The sequence below is a fragment of the Kitasatospora sp. LaBMicrA B282 genome (genome assembly GCF_050325825.1).
Classification (GTDB): Bacteria; Actinomycetota; Actinomycetes; order Streptomycetales; family Streptomycetaceae; genus Kitasatospora.
On the sequence record NZ_JBNQTI010000012.1, the window covers coordinates 53669 to 72810 of the forward strand.

At 73.2% G+C, this 19142-nt stretch carries 25 protein-coding genes; 12 read left to right on the forward strand and 13 right to left on the reverse strand.

What is annotated here, in order from left to right; all coding sequences use genetic code 11:
* Nucleotides 1-72: 72 nt before the first annotated feature.
* Complete coding sequence (locus ACQRUO_RS06185; protein WP_428314705.1) at nucleotides 73-1026, reverse strand: helix-turn-helix domain-containing protein; 954 nt, start codon at nucleotides 1024-1026, stop codon at nucleotides 73-75.
* A 111-nt stretch (nucleotides 1027-1137) separates the two neighbouring features.
* Here ACQRUO_RS06185 and ACQRUO_RS06190 point away from each other — a divergent pair, with 111 nt between their 5' ends.
* On the forward strand, nucleotides 1138-1599 hold the full coding sequence (locus ACQRUO_RS06190; protein ID WP_428314706.1) for a hypothetical protein: 462 nt from the start codon (nucleotides 1138-1140) through the stop codon (nucleotides 1597-1599).
* Here ACQRUO_RS06190 and ACQRUO_RS06195 read toward each other — a convergent pair.
* A complete protein-coding gene (locus ACQRUO_RS06195; RefSeq protein WP_428314707.1) occupies nucleotides 1541-2524 on the reverse strand; it encodes a hypothetical protein in 984 nt (327 codons plus the stop codon). The two genes, ACQRUO_RS06190 and ACQRUO_RS06195, sit on opposite strands and share 59 nt — an antisense overlap.
* Nucleotides 2525-2775: 251 nt before the next feature.
* Nucleotides 2776-3285, reverse strand: coding sequence for an ArsI/CadI family heavy metal resistance metalloenzyme (locus ACQRUO_RS06200; RefSeq protein ID WP_428314708.1), 510 nt, complete (start codon nucleotides 3283-3285; stop codon nucleotides 2776-2778).
* Nucleotides 3286-3373: 88 nt separating this feature from the next.
* Between ACQRUO_RS06200 and ACQRUO_RS06205 the strand changes: the two genes are divergently transcribed.
* The 3 genes from ACQRUO_RS06205 to ACQRUO_RS06215 are packed head-to-tail and all read left to right on the forward strand — an operon-like array spanning nucleotide 3374 to nucleotide 4691.
* Nucleotides 3374-3760, forward strand: a complete 387-nt coding sequence (locus ACQRUO_RS06205; RefSeq protein ID WP_428314709.1) for an ArsR/SmtB family transcription factor — start codon at nucleotides 3374-3376, stop codon at nucleotides 3758-3760.
* Nucleotides 3757-4179 carry an arsenate reductase ArsC gene (locus ACQRUO_RS06210; protein ID WP_428314710.1) on the forward strand — a complete coding sequence of 141 codons (423 nt, stop codon included), beginning with the start codon at nucleotides 3757-3759 and terminating at the stop codon, nucleotides 4177-4179. The genes ACQRUO_RS06205 and ACQRUO_RS06210 overlap by 4 nt, the downstream gene beginning before the upstream one ends.
* A gap of 26 nt (nucleotides 4180-4205) precedes the next feature.
* A complete protein-coding gene (locus tag ACQRUO_RS06215; protein WP_428314742.1) occupies nucleotides 4206-4691 on the forward strand; it encodes an N-acetyltransferase family protein in 486 nt (161 codons plus the stop codon).
* 113 nt (nucleotides 4692-4804) lie between these two features.
* Here the strand turns inward: ACQRUO_RS06215 and ACQRUO_RS06220 are convergent, their stop codons facing one another.
* Entirely contained in the window at nucleotides 4805-5311 is a 507-nt protein-coding gene (locus ACQRUO_RS06220) for an ATP-binding protein (protein ID WP_428314711.1), read from the reverse strand.
* Between the two features lie 211 nt (nucleotides 5312-5522).
* On the opposite strand from ACQRUO_RS06220, the gene ACQRUO_RS06225 reads away from it, so the two are divergent.
* From ACQRUO_RS06225 to ACQRUO_RS06245, 5 genes are all read left to right on the forward strand, one after another.
* Nucleotides 5523-6374 (forward strand): helix-turn-helix domain-containing protein, encoded by an 852-nt coding sequence (locus tag ACQRUO_RS06225; RefSeq protein ID WP_428314712.1) that lies wholly within the window; start codon nucleotides 5523-5525, stop codon nucleotides 6372-6374.
* A 9-nt stretch (nucleotides 6375-6383) separates the two neighbouring features.
* Nucleotides 6384-6575: a hypothetical protein gene (locus ACQRUO_RS06230; protein WP_428314713.1), complete on the forward strand. Its 192-nt coding sequence runs from the start codon at nucleotides 6384-6386 to the stop codon at nucleotides 6573-6575.
* Between the two features lie 62 nt (nucleotides 6576-6637).
* Nucleotides 6638-6829 carry a hypothetical protein gene (locus ACQRUO_RS06235; RefSeq protein WP_428314714.1) on the forward strand — a complete coding sequence of 64 codons (192 nt, stop codon included), beginning with the start codon at nucleotides 6638-6640 and terminating at the stop codon, nucleotides 6827-6829.
* 18 nt (nucleotides 6830-6847) lie between these two features.
* Nucleotides 6848-7216, forward strand: coding sequence for a hypothetical protein (locus ACQRUO_RS06240; RefSeq protein ID WP_428314715.1), 369 nt, complete (start codon nucleotides 6848-6850; stop codon nucleotides 7214-7216).
* 166 nt (nucleotides 7217-7382) lie between these two features.
* The gene (locus tag ACQRUO_RS06245) at nucleotides 7383-8228 is read left to right on the forward strand and encodes a hypothetical protein (RefSeq protein WP_428314716.1); all 846 of its coding nucleotides are present in this window, start codon (nucleotides 7383-7385) and stop codon (nucleotides 8226-8228) included.
* Between the two features lie 7 nt (nucleotides 8229-8235).
* Here ACQRUO_RS06245 and ACQRUO_RS06250 read toward each other — a convergent pair whose 3' ends face one another.
* Nucleotides 8236-8448 carry a DUF4287 domain-containing protein gene (locus ACQRUO_RS06250; protein WP_428314717.1) on the reverse strand — a complete coding sequence of 71 codons (213 nt, stop codon included), beginning with the start codon at nucleotides 8446-8448 and terminating at the stop codon, nucleotides 8236-8238.
* Nucleotides 8449-8525: 77 nt separating this feature from the next.
* Nucleotides 8526-8903, reverse strand: a complete 378-nt coding sequence (locus ACQRUO_RS06255; protein ID WP_428314743.1) for a MerR family transcriptional regulator — start codon at nucleotides 8901-8903, stop codon at nucleotides 8526-8528.
* Nucleotides 8904-9040: 137 nt separating this feature from the next.
* Between ACQRUO_RS06255 and ACQRUO_RS06260 the strand changes: the two genes are divergently transcribed.
* A complete protein-coding gene (locus tag ACQRUO_RS06260; RefSeq protein ID WP_428314718.1) occupies nucleotides 9041-9703 on the forward strand; it encodes a class II aldolase/adducin family protein in 663 nt (220 codons plus the stop codon).
* The gene (locus ACQRUO_RS06265) at nucleotides 9703-10179 is read left to right on the forward strand and encodes a carboxymuconolactone decarboxylase family protein (protein ID WP_428314719.1); all 477 of its coding nucleotides are present in this window, start codon (nucleotides 9703-9705) and stop codon (nucleotides 10177-10179) included. The genes ACQRUO_RS06260 and ACQRUO_RS06265 overlap by 1 nt, the downstream gene beginning before the upstream one ends.
* Here the strand turns inward: ACQRUO_RS06265 and ACQRUO_RS06270 are convergent.
* The 6 genes from ACQRUO_RS06270 to ACQRUO_RS06295 form a co-directional block, all read right to left on the reverse strand.
* Complete coding sequence (locus ACQRUO_RS06270) at nucleotides 10172-10774, reverse strand: hypothetical protein (RefSeq protein ID WP_428314720.1); 603 nt, start codon at nucleotides 10772-10774, stop codon at nucleotides 10172-10174. The two genes, ACQRUO_RS06265 and ACQRUO_RS06270, sit on opposite strands and share 8 nt — an antisense overlap.
* On the reverse strand, nucleotides 10771-11457 hold the full coding sequence (locus ACQRUO_RS06275; RefSeq protein ID WP_428314721.1) for a PhzF family phenazine biosynthesis protein: 687 nt from the start codon (nucleotides 11455-11457) through the stop codon (nucleotides 10771-10773). The genes ACQRUO_RS06270 and ACQRUO_RS06275 overlap by 4 nt, the downstream gene beginning before the upstream one ends.
* A gap of 47 nt (nucleotides 11458-11504) precedes the next feature.
* The gene (locus ACQRUO_RS06280; protein WP_428314722.1) at nucleotides 11505-11948 is read right to left on the reverse strand and encodes a hypothetical protein; all 444 of its coding nucleotides are present in this window, start codon (nucleotides 11946-11948) and stop codon (nucleotides 11505-11507) included.
* A 102-nt stretch (nucleotides 11949-12050) separates the two neighbouring features.
* On the reverse strand, nucleotides 12051-13361 hold the full coding sequence (locus ACQRUO_RS06285) for a copper resistance protein CopC (protein WP_428314723.1): 1311 nt from the start codon (nucleotides 13359-13361) through the stop codon (nucleotides 12051-12053).
* Nucleotides 13352-13870 carry a hypothetical protein gene (locus ACQRUO_RS06290; RefSeq protein WP_428314724.1) on the reverse strand — a complete coding sequence of 173 codons (519 nt, stop codon included), beginning with the start codon at nucleotides 13868-13870 and terminating at the stop codon, nucleotides 13352-13354. Before ACQRUO_RS06290 ends, ACQRUO_RS06285 begins: the two co-directional genes overlap by 10 nt.
* A gap of 145 nt (nucleotides 13871-14015) precedes the next feature.
* Nucleotides 14016-14729 (reverse strand): hypothetical protein, encoded by a 714-nt coding sequence (locus ACQRUO_RS06295; protein WP_428314725.1) that lies wholly within the window; start codon nucleotides 14727-14729, stop codon nucleotides 14016-14018.
* Nucleotides 14730-14976: 247 nt separating this feature from the next.
* On the opposite strand from ACQRUO_RS06295, the gene ACQRUO_RS06300 reads away from it, so the two are divergent.
* A complete protein-coding gene (locus ACQRUO_RS06300; RefSeq protein WP_428314726.1) occupies nucleotides 14977-16680 on the forward strand; it encodes an AMP-binding protein in 1704 nt (567 codons plus the stop codon).
* Nucleotides 16681-16705: 25 nt separating this feature from the next.
* Here the strand turns inward: ACQRUO_RS06300 and ACQRUO_RS06305 are convergent, their stop codons facing one another.
* Nucleotides 16706-19141: an ATP-binding cassette domain-containing protein gene (locus tag ACQRUO_RS06305; protein WP_428314727.1), complete on the reverse strand. Its 2436-nt coding sequence runs from the start codon at nucleotides 19139-19141 to the stop codon at nucleotides 16706-16708.
* Between the last annotated feature and the right edge of the window lies 1 nt (nucleotide 19142).

Sequence of the window (19142 nt, forward strand, 5' to 3'; positions counted from 1 at the left end):
GGGCACGTCAGCAGGAGCGCGTAGGGGCGGCCGCCGTGGGTGGCCGCCCTTCGCGCTGTCCGGTGCTCCGCCCTACCCGCGTTCGCCGAAGGTGCGGCGGTAGGCCCCAGGCGTGGTGCCCAGCGCTGTGTGGAAGCGGCGGCGCAGGTTGACGGCCGAGGCGAGGCCGACCTTGCCGGCGATCGCCTCCACCGGCAGGTCGGTCTGCTCCAGCAGCACCCGGGCCGCGTCGATCCGCCGCTGCAACAGCCACTGGCCGGGGCTGACGCCGAGTTGCTCGGTGAAGCGCCGGGCCAGGGTGCGCCCGGAGACCCCGGCGCGGCGGGCGAGCAGCGGGAGGGTGAGCCGGGTGTCCAGCCGCTCGGCGGCCCACTCCAGCAGCGGCGCCAGGGACTCGTCCGCCCGGGCGGGGACGGGCCGGGCGGCGTACTGGAGTTGGCTGCCCTCGCGATGCGGGGGCAGCACCATGTGCCGGGCCACCTGGGCGGCGTAGGCGGCGCCGTGGTCGCGGCGGATCAGGTGCAGGCACAGGTCGACGCCCGCGCCGGAGCCCGCGCTGGTCGCCACGTCCGCCAGGTCCACGTACAGGACGTCCTGCTCCACCTGCACGGTGGGGAAGGCGGCGGCGAGTTGGGCGGTGCGGTTCCAGTGCGTGGTGGCGCGGCGGCCGTCCAGCAGGCCGGCCTGGGCGAGGACGAACGCCCCGGTGCAGATCGACACGATCCTGGCCCCGCGCCGGTGCGCGGCACGCAGGGCGGCGAGCACCGGTTCCGGCACCGGGGCGCCGGCCGGCTGCCAGCCCGGGACGACCACGGTGTCCGCCGCGTCGAGCGCCTCCAGCCCGGCGGTCACCAGCAGCGGTGCCCCGAGGGTGGTTGCCACCGGCCCCGGGTTCCGGGTGCACAGCCGCAGCTCGTAGTGGGACGGCAGCCCCGGCCGCTCGGTGCCGAAGGCCTCGGCGGCGCAGGCGAGTTCGAAGAGCGACTGCGGGTCGTTGAGCAGCGCGACGACCTGGTGACGGGGCATGACGGGAATCTACCCGCTGGTCGGCGGGGGTGGGTTCGTGCCCCGGGGGGAGGGCACGGGGGAGCGTGGCGGGCGAGGATGGGGCGGTCGGGCGAGGATCGGGGGAACAGGGTGACCGGGGACGGGGCTTACCGCAGCTTCGACGACCTGGTGGTGCTGGTGCTGCTGCCGGTCGGGGTGCTGGTCGGCGGCTGGCTGCTGGGATCCGGGGCCTGGCGGCTGAGCCGGGCCCGGGAGCGGCAGCCGCTGCTCGACTCCGCCGCCTCGCTGGCCTGGGGCGCGGCGGTGGCGCTGTACAGCTGGGGGCTGGAACGGGCGCTCTTCCTCGACGACCAGGCGCAGGCCCGGGTCTGCCGGGCGGCGACCGGCTCCGACCAGGTGGCCGGCTACGACCCCTCCTTCGTGCCGCTGCGGTTCGGGTGCGTGGTCGGCGACGGGCACGTGGTGGACGCGGGGGTGTTCCCGCACCACCTGAACCTGGCGGTGGCCGTGCTGGCGCTGGTGGCGGTGACGCTCACCGTGGCATCCCGGCAGTGGGCGTCCGCCCGTCCAGTGCCTGCTGGGTGCGGTTGACGAACATCCGGGCCAGAGCGATCCCGTTGCTGTGGTCCCAGCCGGTGGCGGAGTCCTGCGGCTGCTCCGAGACGACCAGCAACGTGCTCCCGAACTGGACGATCACGCCGCCGCCCTGGTCGTCCTCCCCGGTGCTCGCGCGGTCGCCGAGGCCCGGCAGGGGCGTCAGCCGGCGGGTGCCGGCCTTGCCGGCCAGGCCGGTGAGCCGGTCGTACGCGGTGCTCGCCCACCCGGCGGACCGGCCCGTGTAGATGCCGAAGTCCACCTCGGTGCCGTTGCCGTCCGTGAACGACTCGTTGGCGTAGCCGTACAGCCCGTCGCAGAGTGCGGTCGACAGATCGGTGGCCGCGGCGGCGCAGGCCGGGAGGGCCGTGGTCGAGGTGGGGCCGTCCTGCAGCTGCCAGCCGGCGGGGAGCGCCTGGAGGTCGGGCAGTACGCTCTGCGCCCGGGCGGGATCGGGCAGCACGCCGCCGCCCTGGCCGGCGTTCGGCCGCCCGGGCTGAGCGCCGCCGTGGCCGCCGAAGTGCAGCCCGAGGGCGATCAGGCCCGCCAGCACGACCAGGACGCCGACCACCGTGCCGATCCGGTTCCGCCGGGGCGCGTTGGCCAGGTGGTCGCCGCCGACGCCGAGTGGGGTCGGGATCTGGCCGGCTGCGGCCAGCCCGGCCTGCACCTGTTGCGCGAGCTCGGGTTCGGTGGCCAGCAACGCCCGCACCGCGTCGGCGAGGTGTGCCCGGGCCGGCTCGCTCTCCGGCGCCGCCTCGACCTGACCGAGCGCCCAGGCGCCTGCCCCGGTGCGGAACAGCCGCTCCCGCAGCCGGGCCACCAGGTCCGGCCCGAGCGGCGCGCCGGTGGCGCCGGTCGCCGACCGGGCCAGCGCCTGCACCACGGCCGTGACCAGGTCCGTGCCGTCCCCCACTGTCATCCAGTCCCCCCGACCAGGTAGCAAGTCGGTGCCTACTCTGGCAGCTCGGGCGGGCGGTTGGCGAGGTTCGACCATCGGTGCTGTGGTCAGGACGTGGCGGCCGGCGGCGTGGATCCGGGCTGGGAAGGGGACTGACCGTTGAGTTCCGTCGACGTGTCTGCCGAGGTCGGCGGGCGGCTGCTTTGCGGACCGGCATGTGACACGTCGTCAAGTCGGCACTGCGGCTGCGATCGCGGGCCGGTTCGCCGCCGTCAGCCGCCGCACGCGCAGTCGGCGGCTGCCTTCGCCTCCGCCGCGGTGCGGGTCGGGTCGATGGCCTGCTCCTCCGGGGTGCAGCAGGCGGTGGTGGCGCAGCAGGCGTCCGGCGTGCTGTCGGCGCTCCTGCCGAGGGTGTCGGCGTCGGCCCTGACCACGTAGACCTCCCAGGGCTCCCGGCCCGGGCCGTGCACCCACACCTTGTCCTGGAGCGCGTAGCAGCAGGAGGCGTCCCTCTCCTCGAAGGTGGCCAGGCCGGCGTCCTGGAGGCGGGTGGTGGTGGCGGTGACCTGCTCGGTGGCGGCGACCTCGACGCCGAGGTGGTCCAGGCGGGTGTCCTCGCCGGGCTCGCCCTCGATCAGGACGAGCTTGAGCGGGGGCTCCGCGATGGCGAAGTTCGCGTAGCCGGGGCGGCGCTTGGCGGGCTCGGTGCCGAAGAGCTTGGTGTAGAAGGCGATGGAGCCTTCGAGGTCGGCGACGCGCAGGGCGAGCTGGACACGGGACATGGCGGTCTCCCTGATCCGAGGTGCTGTTTCGACATCTGTCGATACAGCAAGCTTGCCTCCATGATTAGACGGGGGTCAATATAGACGTATGTCGAATTCAGAGCTGGCCGTCCTCGGGCAGGACGACGCCGTGGTGTGCTGCTCACCGCTGGTCCGCGAACCGCTGGGCGAGGAGGCCGCCGTCGACCTGGCGCGGATGTTCAAGGCGCTGTCGGACCCGGTGCGGCTGCGGCTGCTGTCGCTGATCGCCTCGCACGAGGGCGGCGAGGCGTGCGTCTGTGACCTGACCGGCCCGTTCGACGTGTCCCAGCCCACGATCTCGCACCACTTGAAGGTGCTGCGCGAGGCCGGGCTGGTGGGCTCGGAGCGGCGTGGCACCTGGGTCTACTACTGGGTGCTGCCGGCCGCGCTGGCCAAGCTGTCCGCGCTGCTGGAGACCCCGGCCGCCGGGGTCACCGGACGGAAGAACCCGTGAGCGCTCCCGCCGCCGTCCCGTCCGTGCTGTTCGTCTGCGTCCACAACGCCGGTCGCTCCCAGATGGCCGCCGCCTTCCTCAGCCACCTCGGTGGCGAGCGGGTCGAGGCCCGCTCTGCCGGCTCCGCCCCCGCCGACACCGTGAACCCGGCCGTGGTCGAGGCGATGCGCGAGGTCGGCATCGACATCTCCGCCGAGACCCCGAAGGTGCTCACCATCGAGGCGGTGCAGGCGTCCGACGTGGTGATCACCATGGGCTGCGGCGACGCCTGCCCGTACTTCCCCGGCAAGCGGTACCTGGACTGGAAGCTGGACGACCCGGCCGGTCAGGGCGTGGACGCCGTTCGGCCGATCCGCGACCAGATCGAGCAGCGCATCCGGCACCTGCTCGCCGAGCTCGGCATCGAGGCCGCCGCGTGAGCGCTGCCGCGGTGACCGTCACCGGGATGCTGCCCCGGCACGCCGAGCAGGTGCTGGCGATCTACCAGGCCGGGATCGACGGCGGCGACGCCACCTTCGAGACCACTGCCCCGACCTGGGAGGCCTTCGACGCCTCCCGGCTCGCCGAGCACCGTCTGGTAGCCGTCGGTTCCGGTGCCGACGGCGTCGGCCGGGTGCTGGGCTGGGCCGCCGTCTCGCCGGTCTCGGACCGGTGCGCCTACGCCGGGGTGGTCGAGCACTCCGTCTACGTGCACCCCGACGCCCGGGGCCGGGGCGTGGGTCTGGCCCTGCTGCTGGCGTTGCTGGACTCCACCGACGCCGCCGGGATCTGGACCGTCCAGTCGGGCATCTTCCCCGAGAACACCGCCAGCCTCGCCCTGCACGCCAGGGCCGGCTTCCGGGTCGTCGGAACCCGCGAGCGCCTGGGCCGCCATCAGGGCCGTTGGCGTGACGTTGTTTTGGTGGAGCGCCCCAGCTCTTCCGTCACCTGACACCTGATCGTCCTCAGGGGCCGCGGTGGGCCGGTGCGGGCGGTGGAGGCGCTCGTTCGGGCCGCTGCCCCGTCCCCTCCTGGCGGGGCAGCCGCCGCGCGTTGAGGAGGACGTCAGCTGAGGCCCAGTCGGATCCCGGCGACGACGGTCTTTCCGCGGGTCGGGCGCGGGACGACCGCCCAGATGTCGCTGAGCGCCTCCACCAGGACCAGGCCGCGCCCGCCGCAGGCCAGCGGGTCGCGGGTGTCGGCGGTGGCCGCGAGGGCCGGTCGGCCGGAGCCCGGGTCGGAGACGGCCAGCCAGTGGTGGCCGTCGGCGGTCCAGAAGAGGAGCTCGATGTTCTCCTCGGCAGCGCGCACGGGGTCCGGGTGGCACCCGTGCCGGATCGCGTTGGTGACCAGCTCGGAAGCGATCAGGCGCAGCTCGTAGGAGAGTTGCGGGGAGTGGAGGGGCGTGGGTGCGCCCCGGAGCGCGGCCTGGAGCGCGGCGCGCGCCCGGGCGACGGAAGCGAGTTCGGCCGGGAACCGCCACAGCCGGGGGATGGCGGGCGTGGGGGTGGTGAGGGTGGTGGGGCGCGTGCGGTGGGTGGGGGTGAGGGTGGGAAGCGGGATTTCAGGCATGGCTGACTCCTCGCGGGGGTGCGGTGAGTGGGCGAGCAGGGTGATGCCCGGGGGCACGACGGGGCTATTGCTGACCGTGATGGCCCTGCTACTTCAAGCTAGCGGATCGGCTGCTAGGGTGCCACCACTTCGGTGGCAATTGCCACTTTCGAGTTGGACCAGGTTCGCCAACAGGGGCAGACTTGGTGTCAACTCAGCTTGAGAGGACGGCATGCCGACTCGATCTGTCCCCACGGAGCGCCAGCGACGGCTTGGCGCTGAACTGCGAAAGCTCCGCCTCGCTGCCGGGGTCACTACCGACTATGCGGCTGGTCTGCTGGGACTTGACCGCACGAAGATCTCCAACATGGAGTCAGGCGTCCGAGCGATCACAGCGGAGCGGGTTCGGACCCTGACCAGCAACTATGCGTGCATGGAACCGGTGTACGTCGACGCTTTGGTCGACATGGCTGACAGCAAGGAGAGCGGGTGGTGGGAGGAGTACCGAGGAACCCTGCCGTCGGGACTGCTCGATATTGCCGAAGTGGAGTGGCACGCGGCGCGTGTGCAGACCTGGCAGGCCGTGCACTTGCCGGGTCTTCTCCAGAGCGAAGACTATGCACGGGCCGTGTTCGGGGCGGGTCTGCCGCCGATGTCCCGGCTGGAGGTCGAGCTTCGAGTGAACAATCGCTTGGAGCGACAGCGTGTGCTTGAGCGGGACAAGCCACTTCCCTATGTCGGTTACATCCATGAGGCCGCACTTCGCATGCAGTTCGGCGGCCGTCAGGTGACTCGTGCTCAGCTTGAATACCTGTGTGAGGTGTCAACGCGAGAGAACATCACTCTGCGTGTCCTGACCGTGGAGTGCGGAGCCTTTCCGGGCGCGGGGCATGCCCTGCTCTACGCCGAGGGTGTCGTGCCGCAGCTCGATACCGTGCAACTGGACTCGGCTCACGGGCCGGTGTTCACGCATGCGGAGGCCCAGCTGGCGAAGTATCGGATGCACCTTGCTTGGATGTCAGAGGTGGCTCTGCCGCCTGAAGAGTCACGAGAGTTCATCCACAGCATCGCACGTGAGCTTTGAGGAGTACGGATGTCGCACATTGCTTGGGAGGATCCCTTCTGTGCGGAGGGAAACAACTGCTTTCGCTTCGGCAAGGACATGGCCGGCAACGCCTATATCGCGGTCGCCGGCCAGGAGCACCGCCCGATCACCGACTCGGTCGACGCCCTCCGTGCGCTCATCCTCGACATCAAGGCGGGTAAGGCCGACCATCTCCTCTAGTCCCTGATGCCGCCGGGGCGATGGGTCTCCGTCGCCCCGGCACTCACTCCCGGAGGGCGACCATGTCCCCGATCACTTGGGAAGATCCCTTCTGCTCTGAAGGCAACAGCTGCTTCCGCCTCGGCACCGACCTCGACGGCAACGCCTACATTGCCGTCGCCGGTCAGGAAGACCACCCCCTCACCGACACCCTCCCCTCCCTCCGCGCCCTCATCCTCGCCATCAAGGCCGGCGCCGCGGACCACCTCCTCTGACGCGCGATGAGTTTGTCCGTGGATGTGTTCCTCGTCGATCAGGGCGGCCGGCTGAAGGTCCTGGACGTCCCCGTGGGCGCGTCCGACCTCGCGGGCCCCGAGCGATGGCGCACCATCGTGTGGGGGTCGGAGACCGTCCGCTCGCTCGGGGCGCGCTTCTTCCCGGTGCTGGCCACCGGAGATCAGCTCGCCGTGGCACCGGACCAGGTCCCGGCCTTCCTGGATGAGTGCGCCCTGCTCCGCGCCAACCTCGAACTGGTGGCCCGCGCCGCGGACTCCGCGAAGCCGCTCGACCGGTCCGTCCAGCAGATCTCGGCTCGGCTGCGGAACATCGAACACGCCTGCGCGCGGGCGGAGCAGGCCGCGGGCGGTGTGCTGATCTGGTGAGTCCCGCCTGTGACAGGACGGCGGCATGATGCTGATCCTCAGGTGCCCGAGGCGCCGGTACCGAACCGTTGCGGCACCTACGCCGTAACGGTGTTCTCGGCGGCGTGACAGCCCGTGCAAGATGAGGACGCGTGGCCGACGGGGGAGCTTCACGGGGGGATGCGGCATGCACGGAACTCGCAACACGCTGCCCGCGCGCACGGCGCTCGACGCGGCGGCGCCGTCGCGGGTGGCGACCGCGATCATCGCGCTGGTGGCGGTGTTCGTGGCCTGGATCGGGTGGGGCTTCTGGTCACTCTACGAGCGGGGGCATCCCGACCCGCCGAACGTCAAGGCCGTGGCCTACGCTCCGGCGGTCCGGGCGGCCGACCAGCAGGTCACGGCGCTGATGGACAGCCAACTTCCGCAACTTCGCGCCCAACTGCCCTGGGCGGAACCGCTCGCCTCGTCCCTGGTGGACTTCTGCGAGTCCGACGAAAGGTTCAGCGGGAGCTTCGGCGGCAGTGACTCCTGGTCGCCGGTCGTCTGCCGACGAGTCGCCGTGGCCTACGTCGGCTTCGACGGCGACCTCCAGCAGCGCCTGACCGAGCTCGACCAGACTGTTGCCGCGCTGGGCTGGAGCACCGGACCGACACAGGGGCTCGCTGCGCAGTTCAACGCGGCGCACCAGCCATTGCCCGGCGTCGATCCTGAAGCCGCAGCGCAGGCGGCAGCGGCGCAGCGGTTCACGGTGGGGGCCGACTACCGCCGGAGCGCCACCGGGCCGGGCGTCACGTTGTCGGTCGAGGTCGGCCGGCTGCCAGGTCCCCCGCACGCGCCCGACAGCAAGGACGATCAGCCGTGGTTGGCCGGCGTGGGCTCCGACGGCAAGGCCGGTAGTCCGGACGTCTACCTCACCTGGCAGCCGGTGCTCGCGCCCGACTTCGCCAAGACGGGACACCAGTACGTCGCCGCCATCGACTTCCACGCCTTCTACCACGGGGATCCGGCGAGCCTCATGGGTGCGCGCTGACCACTCGCTACGCGGCCTTGCCCGCGGCGAGGGTGTGGGCGACCAGCGCGTTGGCGTGGCCGTGGCCCAGGCTGTGCTCGGTCTTGAGCCAGGCGACCAACTCCATGTGCTTGGTCAGCGGCGAGGTGCGGATGAGCTCCTGCCACTCTGCGACGGGACGGCCGTACTTCGCCTCGATCGAGGGGAAGTAGCTGGCGGGACCCTTCACCGGTGCGGTCATGACTGTGTACCACCTGTCCGTGTCGTCGTGGCGCTGTGATCGGGCATCAGTTTGCCGGTGACCACTGACAGTCGGCGTCAGCCGGGCTGCCGCCAGGTCGCCATCTGGGCGCGGAAGGTCGGGCAGGCGAGGATGTCCTGCTTGCTGCACCGGAGGGCGTGGGTCATCAACTGGTGGGCGTGGTCGAGGTCGACCATCAGCTGTTCGATCTCGACGAGCTTGGTGCGGATCATCGCCGCCCGGCGCGGCTGGTCCTCCTGGAACTCACGGATCTGGGCCAGGGTCAGGCCGGCCTGCTGGCACTTGCGCAGCAGCACGATCCGCTCGGCGGCCTCCGGTGGGTAGCGGCGCTGGCCGCCCTGGCGTTCGGGGGCCGGGAGCAGGCCGTGCCGCTCCCAGTATCGGATGGCCGAGGCCGGCACACCGGTGAGTTCGGCGAGCCGGCCGATGGTCATCAGCACCGCGTTCCTCCTGTTCTCCTGCGCAACCACTCGGACGCTTGACTTCAACCATGGTTCAAGTCGGAGGCTTCCAGCAGTGGGCCGGCGGCGCAACACCGAGCCGCCGGCGAGGAGAACAGGGAGACTCCGTGATGACCGATACACGTGAAGCGGGCACGGCCGATGAGCTCGTCGCCGCCGCCCGGCAGCTCTTCGTCGCCGGGGTGATGTCGCACTCCGGGCACGCCAACCTGAGTGCACGGCTGGACGGCGAGCGGTTCCTGCTCTCCCCGGGGTGGGTGCGTGACTTGAAGGCCGACGAGATGGCGACGCTGAACTTCGACGGCGAGGTGGTGGACGGCCAACTCCGCGCGGCCGGTGCCGAGATCATCGCCATGCACAGCATCGTCTACCGGGCCCGCCCGCAGGTGGGGGCGGTGATCCACACCCACTCGCCCGCGGCGACCGCCTTCGCGGTGGCCCACCGGCCGCTGCCGTGCCGCACCGAGCCGATGCTGCGCTTCGGGCAGGCCGAGGAGGTGCCCGTGGTGCCCTGGGGGCCGCGCGGGTCCGACGTCTCGGTCCGGGGCATCGCCGCGGTGCTGGAGCAGCGCCCGACGACGGCCGCGGTGCTGTTGGCCAACCACGGGCTGCTGGTCTTCGGCGCCGATCCGCAGGGCGCCGCGCAGCTGGTGACGGCGATCGAGGAGAGCGCCGAGGCGGAGCTGGCGGCGCGGGCGCTCGGCGGGGCGGTGGACTTCCCCACGGGGGCGCTGGAGGCGGTCCGCGCCTCGATGGCGCGGGTGGTGGCGTGATGGCGGGCGAGGACCTGACGGCCGGCGGCGAGGCGACGGCCGGTGGGAGCCCGACGGCGGACGACACCGCCCGGCGCGCCGAGGCACTGCGCGCCGAGGCCCTGCGCGCCCGCTACCGCAGCACGCTCGGCGCGGTCCCGCCCGGGGCGGAGGACCGGCTGCGGGTGGCCCGGACCTTCGACCGGCTGCCCACCGAGGAGGCGTTCATGGCGCTGCGCCACCTGGTGCTGACCGACAGCCCGCTCGGCGCCCGGGTGCAGCAGCTCGTCCACTTCGGCCAGCTGCTGGCGCTCGGCCGCCCCGCGCCCGCCCGGATCCACGCCCGCGGGGCGCTGCACGCCGGCGCCGGGCTCGCCGAGCTGGTCGGGGTCGCCGAGACCGCACTGATCACCGCGGGGGCGCCGGCCTACGCGCTGGGGATCGAGATCGTCACCGAGCTGCTGGCGGCGGCGGAGGAGGCGGAGCGGGTCAGGTGAGCCGCCGCCGCAGCCCGAAGTGCGCGATGGCGCGCTCGGCGACCTCCGCCGGTTCGAGGTGCGTGTTGTCCAGCCGCAGGTAGTCCTCGCGGTGGTCGAACTCCCCGGCCGAGTTGAGGCGGTGCCGCTCGTCCAGGTCCAGCAGGATCCGCCGGGACTGCTCGACGTCCCGCTTGGACGGCTTCTCGGCGAGCCGGGACGGGCTCTCGTTGCGACGGAGGCGAGCCTGCTGGTCCGCCGCCAGCTCCAGGAAGCGCACCCGCCCGCCGCGGCGGCGGAACGGCTCGGTGTACTCCTCCAGGGCGCGCTGGTCCTCGGGGCGGTCGAAGGCCCGGACGAAGGTGAAGACCAGCCCGGGCAGGTCGCTTGCGGCGACCTCCTCGATCAGCTGTTGCCGGAAGCCGTCGACCAGCCGGCGGAACGGCGGACTGCCGAACTCGAAGAACCGTAGCACCGGTTCGATGGTCAGGTGGTTGTGGAACAGTCGCAGCCCGGTGCGGTCGGCGATCTCCTGACCCACCGTCATCTTGCCGACGGCCGGCGGGCCGAGCACGCAGAGCATGGTCGGCGGGGCGGCCTCTGGGTGGCCGGTCACGCGTCCGCCGCGGGGGACTCCGGGACGGTCACCCGGCCGCCGATCTCGATCGAGCCGTCGGCCCGCGGTGCCGTGTGGATCACCGAGCCGCTGCCCTGGGTGATCGTCAGCGGCCGGCCGAGGGCGTGGGTGAGCAGCAGGGCGGCGGCGCCGGTGGCCTCGTCCTCGTCGATGCCGTCACCGCGGCCGGGGAAGCCGCGGGCGCGGACCCGGCCGAGCTGCTCGTCCTCCCAGGCCCAGGCGTAGATCCACTCGCCCGGGGCGGGGACGGCCAGCGCCTCGACCTCCGCGGCGTCGGCGTGGCGGCGCAGCGTCCGCGGCGGGGCCCACTCGGGGCGGGCGGTGATCCAGGTGCGGTCGGACTCGTGGCGGGCGCCCACGGTGCCCACCGGGAGCCGCAGTTCGGTGCAGCGCAGCAGGTGGGCGACGCCGATCAGCGGGTGGCCGGCGAACGGGAGCTGCCCGCCGGGCGTGTAGATGTCGACGGTGCCGCGCTGCGGGTCGTCGACGAAGACGGTCTCGCTGAACCCGGCGCGCCGGGCCAAGGCCTGCCGCGCCGCCACCTCGGGCACGGTGGCGCCCTCGCGGACGACGCCCAGGGCGTTGCCGAACCGCCCGTCCGGGGCGGTGAACACGCGCAGGACCTGGAGGCCGGGAATGTCGACGCCGGGAGCTGAGTGCATCCCCGCATTCAAGCACCCGGCGGCGGGGCGGGCCGCCGAATTCCCGGTCAGGTGCGACCGGCCGGGGAGGTCACCGTCGCACTGCGCTGCGGTGCACCCGGCGCGGTCCCCGCCTGGTTCGCCGGCGGCACGGCGCCGAGCAGCAGGACGAACACCAGGGCCGCCGCCAGCTGCAGGCCGGCCGCCCGCCCCGCACGTTGCCAGGCCGCGAGGGCGGCGACGGCCAGCGCGGCGAGGGCCAGTCCGAGGGTCCAGTGGGCGACCTGCGCATGGGTCCTGGCGCTCAGCGCGGCGGCCCAACCGGGGTCCGCGGCGAGGCGGTTGCCGTCGCACCAGGACTCGAGGCCGACGCAGAACCGCATCATGAGATAGACGGACCCTTCGACGGCGGCCAGGGCGAGGCCCAGCGGTGCGTCGCCGAGTCGGGCGTTCGCGGCCCACGATCCGGCCTCGCCTGCGCTGTCGGTCGGGTACGTCGGTGCCTCGACCATGCTCGTTCCCCCCGTAGCAGGTCTTGCCTGACGTCATATCCGATATGTGAGCAGCGGCGAAAGCGTAACAGGAGCCGGTGGTGGGCGGCAGCCGGGCGGCGGTCAGCCGGTGGCCGGGGTGCTGGCGAGCAGCAGGACGGTGACGATCAGGATCGCGGTGACGCCGCCGAGTTCGAGCAGGACGGTGCGGCGGGCGTGGGCGATGTCATATCCACGGGAGCGGCGGGAGCGGCTGGTCGCCGCGACCGCGAGGACCAGGGTCAGCAGGCCGGTCTTGAGCAGCAGCAGGAGGCCGAAGCCGGTGCCGGTCAGCGCGGCTGGGCTGCCGAGCTCGCGGCAGGCCTGGTAGGTGCCGGTGACGACGAGCAGGGCCACCGCGGCCAGGGCGAGCCGGGAGAAGCGGGCGGTGACCGGGAGCAGGTCCGCGGCCGGCAGGCGGGTGAGCAGCACGGCCAGGGTGGCCAGCCCGCCCGCCCAGACGGCCATCGCGGTGACGTGCAGGGTGGTGGCGAGCAGCGCGAGCGGGACCAGGGTGCCGTCGGTGGCGTGGCTGCTCCCGCTCCAGGTGAGGGCGAGCAGCAGGGCCAGCGCGGTGGCGAGCACGGTGGCGGTGGCGGTGCGGCGGGCGAGCAGGCCGCTCACCGAGGCGGTCAGCGCGAGCAGCAGGATCCGGGCGACCAGCAGCTTGCCCTGGTGGGTGGGGAGGGTGGCGGCCAGCAGTGAGCGGTCGGCGAGGTGGGCGAGCGAGTCGCCGCGGGTGTCGGGGCCGTAGGCGAAGAGCTGGAGCAGCGTGCCGAGCAGCAGGGCGGTCCAGCCGAGGGTGGCGGGCCCACGGAGGTCGGTCGCGGCGGGCGGGGCGGTGGGGGGCAGGCAGCACAGGCGGACCGCGGTCGAGCCGACCAGCAGGGCCAGGCCGGCCAGGCCCAGCCAGAGCGCGAGGTCGAGGACCGCGTCGGTGACCCGGTCCGGGCCGCCGGCGTCCTGGGCGGCGGTGCGGCTGGGGGCGCCCACCGAGAAGGTGAGCGAGCCGGTGGTGGTGTGCCCGTCGCCGGAGGCCGTGACCCGCCAGCTGAGGACGAAGGTGCCCTGGTCCGGGTCGGGGCGGAGGGGGACGGTGAGGGTGTCGCCGGCGGGGTCGGCGCTCGGCGGGGCGGTGCTGTCGACGCGGCGACCGTCGGGGCCGACTACCCGGACGGCACTCAGGTCCGGCAGCACCCGTTCCGAGAAGGCCAGCTGCACCTGCCGCGGCTCGCTGCCGAGCACGGCGCCGTTCGCGGGCGTGGCGGAGCGCAGGGCGGCGTGCGCGGCGGCCGGACCGGCTGCGGCGAGCAGCAGGCCGAGCGCCAGCGCGGCGGCGAGGGACAGGGCGAGGGTGCGGCGGCGCGGTCGGGGGCGGCGGGTGGTCAGTGGCATGCGCCCGCGGCCCGTCGCTGCTGCACCAGCCGGTCGACGCCGAGCCGGTAGCCCGCCAGGGTCGCCGGGTCGGGCACGAAGGTCCACCGGCCGCCTTGGTAGCGCACGGTGTTGCTGCCGGAGGCGCCGGTGCTGGTACCGGTGCCCGCGCCGGTCGCGGTGGCCGCCCGGTGCCAGTCGACCTGCACGGTGGTCGCGTCCAGCGTGGCGCTCCGGTCGATGACGTACGGGGTGCCGAGGGCGGGGCGGCACTCGGTGTTGAGGCGGACGAAGTCGGCCTGGGTGATGGTCTGGCGGGCGCCCGGATCCCAGAGGCTCCAGGCCTGCGCCCAGCCGCCGCCGGCGAGCAGGCCGAACTCCTCGGTGGCGACCGCCGTGGCCTGGCGCGGCTGGGGCGTTGTCGCGGTGCCGGAGTGCGCGGGACCGGCTGAGCACCCGGCGGTGAGGGTGACCAGGGCGGCGGCGGTCAGCAGGAGGGCGGGGGCAGGGTGGAGCGAGGTTCGGCGCAAGGCGGCCTCCACGTCGGAACCGGGCCAGGCCGTGCCGGGCCGGACATGCCGGACGTACCGGGCTGGCCGGGCCGGCGGCGGTGGTCGGGTCGAGGCCTCCCCGGTACCCCGACCCGACCACCGGGTCAGCAGGACTGACGAGTCGTCAGTTCGTCAGCCGGTTGGTCCCGTAGTGCTCGATCAACGACTGGTTGGCCGTCAGATCGAGGTCGGCGCTGAACTTCAGCGAGTCGCGCATCTGCTCGAGGGTGATCGCGGGGTTCGGGGCGCCGCCGAGGGTGTAGGTGAAGGACTGGCCCGGGGCGACCTGCCGCTGCGCCAGTGGCACGTCGTGGAAGCCGAGGCGGGCGATGTAGAAGGAGGTCCCGTCGCCGCGCGGCACCTCCAGGTAGTCCTGCTGGGGGTGGCCGTACTGCTGGGTGGCGCTGTAGCTGTGGTCGTCGGAGCCGGACGGCGCGCGGAAGATCAGCAGCGCGCAGTCGGTGGCGAGGGTCTGCGAGGAGGTGTTGGTGAAGACGAACTGCCAGTCGCCGTAGTACTGGTTGCCGCTGAAGGTCACGTACTCGGACAGGCCGACGTTGCTGGTGAACTGGGTGGTCAGCGGCTCGCCGAGGATCGGGTCGGGGCCGCTGATCGGGTGGTTGACGCCGTTGGCGCACCGCTCCAACGGCGTGTCGTACTGCGAGGGTTGGCCGGTCGGCACGGCCTGGGTGAAGGTGGCGGGCCCGGCGCTGACGGGGGTGGTGCTGTTCGGGTCGGCGGCGGCCGGGTTGCCGCCGGCGAAGGCGGCGACGCCGACCAGCAGCAGGACGGTGGCCAGGCCGGCGCCTAACCCCTGCTTGGCGGAGTGGACGTGCATGGTCGATCGATCCCTTCTGGGTGACGGGGAGGGAACGACCCACGGCGGGCGCGTCGGCGCAGGCTCGACGTAGTGGGGGGACGCGGAGGCGGCGCGGCTGGGGGCGCGCACGGCGGGGTCGTCTGTACCGTGGCACCGCCGGGTGTCCGCGTCAAGGGTCTGGACCACTGAGGTCTAGGCCATTGAGTGAGGGCCGCAGAGTGGGTAGGAGTACCGGGCCCTGCCCGCCTACCCAGGAGGCCCTGCCGTGCCCGACACCCCCACCGACACCCCTGCGGCCACCCCCGCCTTCGCCGCCCTGCGCCCCGCCCCGCTCGACCTCGCCCGCCGGCACGCCGCCGGGGTCTGGCGCACCGACACGCTCCTCGACGACCTGGCCCGCCACCGGGCGGCCGCCCCCGACGCGCTCGCCGTGGTGGCCGCCGAGCTCGGCCCGGACGGGCGGCCGTCGGTGGTGCGGCTGAGCTACGCCCAGTACGCCGAGCGGGTGGACCGGTTCGCGGCCGCGCTGCACCGCCTCGGGGTCCGGGCCGGGCAGGTGGTGGCCCTGCAGCTGCCGAACCGGTGGCAGGTGGGGCCGTTGGTGCTGGCCTGCGCCCGGCTGGGCGCGGTGGCCGCGCCGATCATGTGCACCATCCGGCCGCGGGAGCTTGCGCGGGTGCTGCGCCGGGTGGAGGCGGCCGTCTGCATCACGGTCGACCGCTGGGAGGGCTTCGAGCACGCTGCCGCACTGGCCGAACTCGCGCCCGGGCTGCCCGCGTTGCGGCACCGGGTGGTGCTCGCCACCGACCCGGCGACGGCGGGGGAGAGCGGCGGCGCGCTGGACTTCGCGGCGGTCTTCGAGCAGGCCGACCCCGTCGCGGTCCCCCTCGACACCGCCGCCGACGCCGACCGGGTCGCCCTGGTGCTCTTCACCTCCGGCACCTCGGGCGAGCCCAAGGCGGCGCTGCACACCCTCAACACCTCCTACGCCTGGTACGCGGAGATCGGCGCCACCGACGGGGTCGGCCCGGGCACCAGGGTGTACACGCCGCACGCCCACATGCACAGCGCCGGCCTCAACTTCGGCCTCTTCATGCCGCTGCACTTCGGGGCGACCGCCGTGCTGGTGGACCGCTGGGAGCCGGCGGCGGTGGCGCCGTTCCTGATCGAGCAGGGCGCCGACTGGCTGCTGGCCGCGCCGGTCTACCTGTTCGCGCTGATCGAGGCGTTGGCGCAGCAGCCGCACGGACTGCGGGCCGCCGCCCGCTCGGGCGCCACCACCGTCCCGCAGCGGCTGTTCACCGAGGCAGCCAAGGCCTTCGGCAGCCAACTGGGGGTGATCTGGGGCATGACCGAGGGGGCCAGCGCCTACACCCGGCCGGCCGAACTGCGCGACCACCCCGAGCTGGTGGGCCGCACGGTGGGTCGCCCCGGCCCGAGCTGCGAGATCGACCTGCGGGCCGAGCACCCGATCGACGAGGCGCGCCCCGGCGCGCTGTTCGCCCGCGGCGGCTCGCTCTGCCTGGCCACCCTCGGCCGGGACAACGGGACGTTGACCGTGCTCGCCGAGCACGACGACGGCTGGTACGAGACCGGCGACCTGGCCGCCCCGGACGGCCACGGCGGCTACCGGCTGCTGGGGCGGGCGGCGGACCGGATCGGCTCGGTGTTCATGATCCCGGTGGCCGACGTGGAGTCCGCGCTGCTGGAGCACCCCGCGGTGCGGGACGTCGCGCTGGTCGGCTACCCGGACGGCCAGGGCGGGGAGTCGGCCTGCGCGGTGGTGGTCGCCGAGCAGGCCCCGCCGACCCTGGCGGAACTGCGCGGCCACCTGACCGGACTCGGGATGACCGAGTGGTACCTGCCCGCCCGCCTCGAACTGCTCCCGGAGCTGCCGCGCAACGAGACCGGCAAGGTGCGCAAGGACCTGCTCCGGCGGCGGCTCGACCCGGGGGAGCCCGTGAACTGACTCCCTCGGGTCACCCGCGCCCCGGTCAGCCGCCCACGTACGCCGCCAGGTGCTCCCCGGTGCGACCGGCACGGGCGGCGACCAGCTCGGCCGGGGTGCCCTCGAAGACGATCCGGCCGCCGTCGTGGCCGGCCCCGGGACCCAGGTCGATGATCCAGTCGGCGTGCGCCATCACGGCCTGGTGGTGCTCGATCACGATCACCGACTTGCCGGCGTCCACCAGCTTGTCGAGCAGGCCGAGCAGCTGGGCCACGTCCGCCAGGTGCAGGCCGGTGGTCGGCTCGTCCAGGATGTAGACGCCGCCCTTCTCGCCCATCTGGGAGGCCAGCTTGAGCCGTTGCCGCTCACCGCCGGAGAGCGTGGTGAGCGGCTGGCCGAGGCTCAGGTAGCCGAGCCCGACGTCGGCGAGCCGGGCGAGGACGGCGTGTGCGGCCGGGGTGCGGGCCTCGCCGGCGGCGAAGAACTCGGCGGCCTCGGCCACCGACATCGCCAGCACCTCGCTGATGTCCCGGCCGCCGAGGCGGTACTCCAGCACCGAGGCGTCGTACCGCTTCCCCTCGCAGTCCTCGCAGGTGGTGGCGACCCCGGCCATCATCGCCAGGTCGGTGTAGATGACGCCGGCGCCGTTGCAGGTCGGGCAGGCGCCCTCGGAGTTGGCGCTGAACAGCGCCGGCTTCACGCCGTTGGTCTTGGCGAAGGCCTTGCGGATCGGCTCCAGCAGCCCGGAGTAGGTGGCCGGGTTGCTGCGGCGCGAGCCGCGGATCGGGCTCTGGTCGATGGACACCACCCCGGCCTCGGCGACCCCCGACTGTGCGATCCCCGACCGGTCGATCCCCAGCTGGGCGGGCAGCGAGCCGTGCAGCAGCGAGCTCTTGCCGGAGCCGGCCACGCCGGTCACCACCACCAGCACGCCGAGCGGGATGTCCACGTCGACGTCGCGCAGGTTGTTGGCGTCGGCACCGCGGATCGCCAGCTTCCCGGTGGCGGTGCGCACCGACTCCTTCAGCCTGGCCCGGTCGTCGAAGTGGCGGCCGGTGATGGTGCCGCCGGTGCGCAGCCCCTCGACGCTGCCCTCGAAGCAGATGGTGCCGCCCGCCGCACCGGCGCCGGGGCCGAGGTCGACCACGTGGTCCGCGATCGCGATGGTCTCCGGCTTGTGCTCCACGACCAGCACGGTGTTGCCCTTGTCCCGCAGCCGCAGCAGCAGTTCGTTCATCCGCTGGATGTCGTGCGGGTGCAGGCCGGTGGTGGGCTCGTCGAAGACGTAGGTGGTGTCGGTGAGCGAGGAGCCGAGGTGACGGACCATCTTGACCCGCTGCGCCTCGCCGCCGGAGAGGGTGCCGGCGGGGCGGTCGAGCGCGAGGTAGCCCAGCCCGATCTCCACGAAGGAGTCGAGGGTGTGCGCCAGCTTGCCGAGCAGTGGCGCCACCGAGGGCTCGTCCAGGCCGCGGACCCAGTCGGCCAGGTCGCTGATCTGCATCGCGCAGGCGTCGGCGATGCCGACCCCGCCGATCGTGGAGGACCGGGCCGCCTCGGTGAGCCGGGTGCCCGCGCAGTCCGGACAGGTGGCGAAGGTGACCGCCCGGTCCACGAAGGCCCGGATGTGCGGCTGCATCGCCTCCCGGTCCTTGGCCAGGATCGACCGCTGGACCCGCAGGACGAGCCCCTCGTAGGTCATGTTGATGCCCGCGATCTTCATCCTGGTCGGCTCGCGGTACAGGAAGTCCTGGCGTTCCTTCTTGGTGTACTTGCGGATCGGCTTGGTCGGATCGAAGAAGCCCGAGGCGGCGTACAACCGGTGGTTCCAACTGCCGGCGGTGTAGCCGGGGATGGTGATCGCGCCGTCGTCCAGCGACCTGGTCTCGTCGTAGAGCTGGGCCAGGTCGATGTCGGAGACCGAGCCCCGGCCCTCGCAGCGCGGGCACATGCCGCCGGTGATGCTGAAGCTGCGGCGTTCCTTGACGGTCTGTCCGGCGCGCTCGACGGTGACCGCGCCCGCGCCGCTGATCGAGGCCACGTTGAAGGAGTACGCCCGGGGCGAGCCGAGGTGCGGCTCGGCGAGCCGGCTGAACAGGATCCGCAGCATCGCGTTGGCGTCGGTGGCGGTGCCGACCGTGGAGCGCGGGTCGGCCGCCATCCGCTGCTGGTCGACGATGATCGCCGTGGTCAGTCCTTCGAGGACGTCGACGTCGGGTCGGGCCAGCGTCGGCATGAAGCCCTGGACGAAGGCACTGTAGGTCTCGTTGATCAGCCGCTGCGACTCGGCGGCGATGGTGTCGAAGACCAGGGAGCTCTTGCCCGAGCCGGAGACGCCGGTGAACACGGTCAGCCGGCGCTTGGGGATCTCGACGCTGACGTCCTTGAGGTTGTTCTCGCGCGCGCCGTGCACCCGGATCAGGTCGTGGGTGTCGGCGGTGGGCAGCTCCGCCGGCTGCGGGGTGGTCGGCCTGGCCTTGCTCATG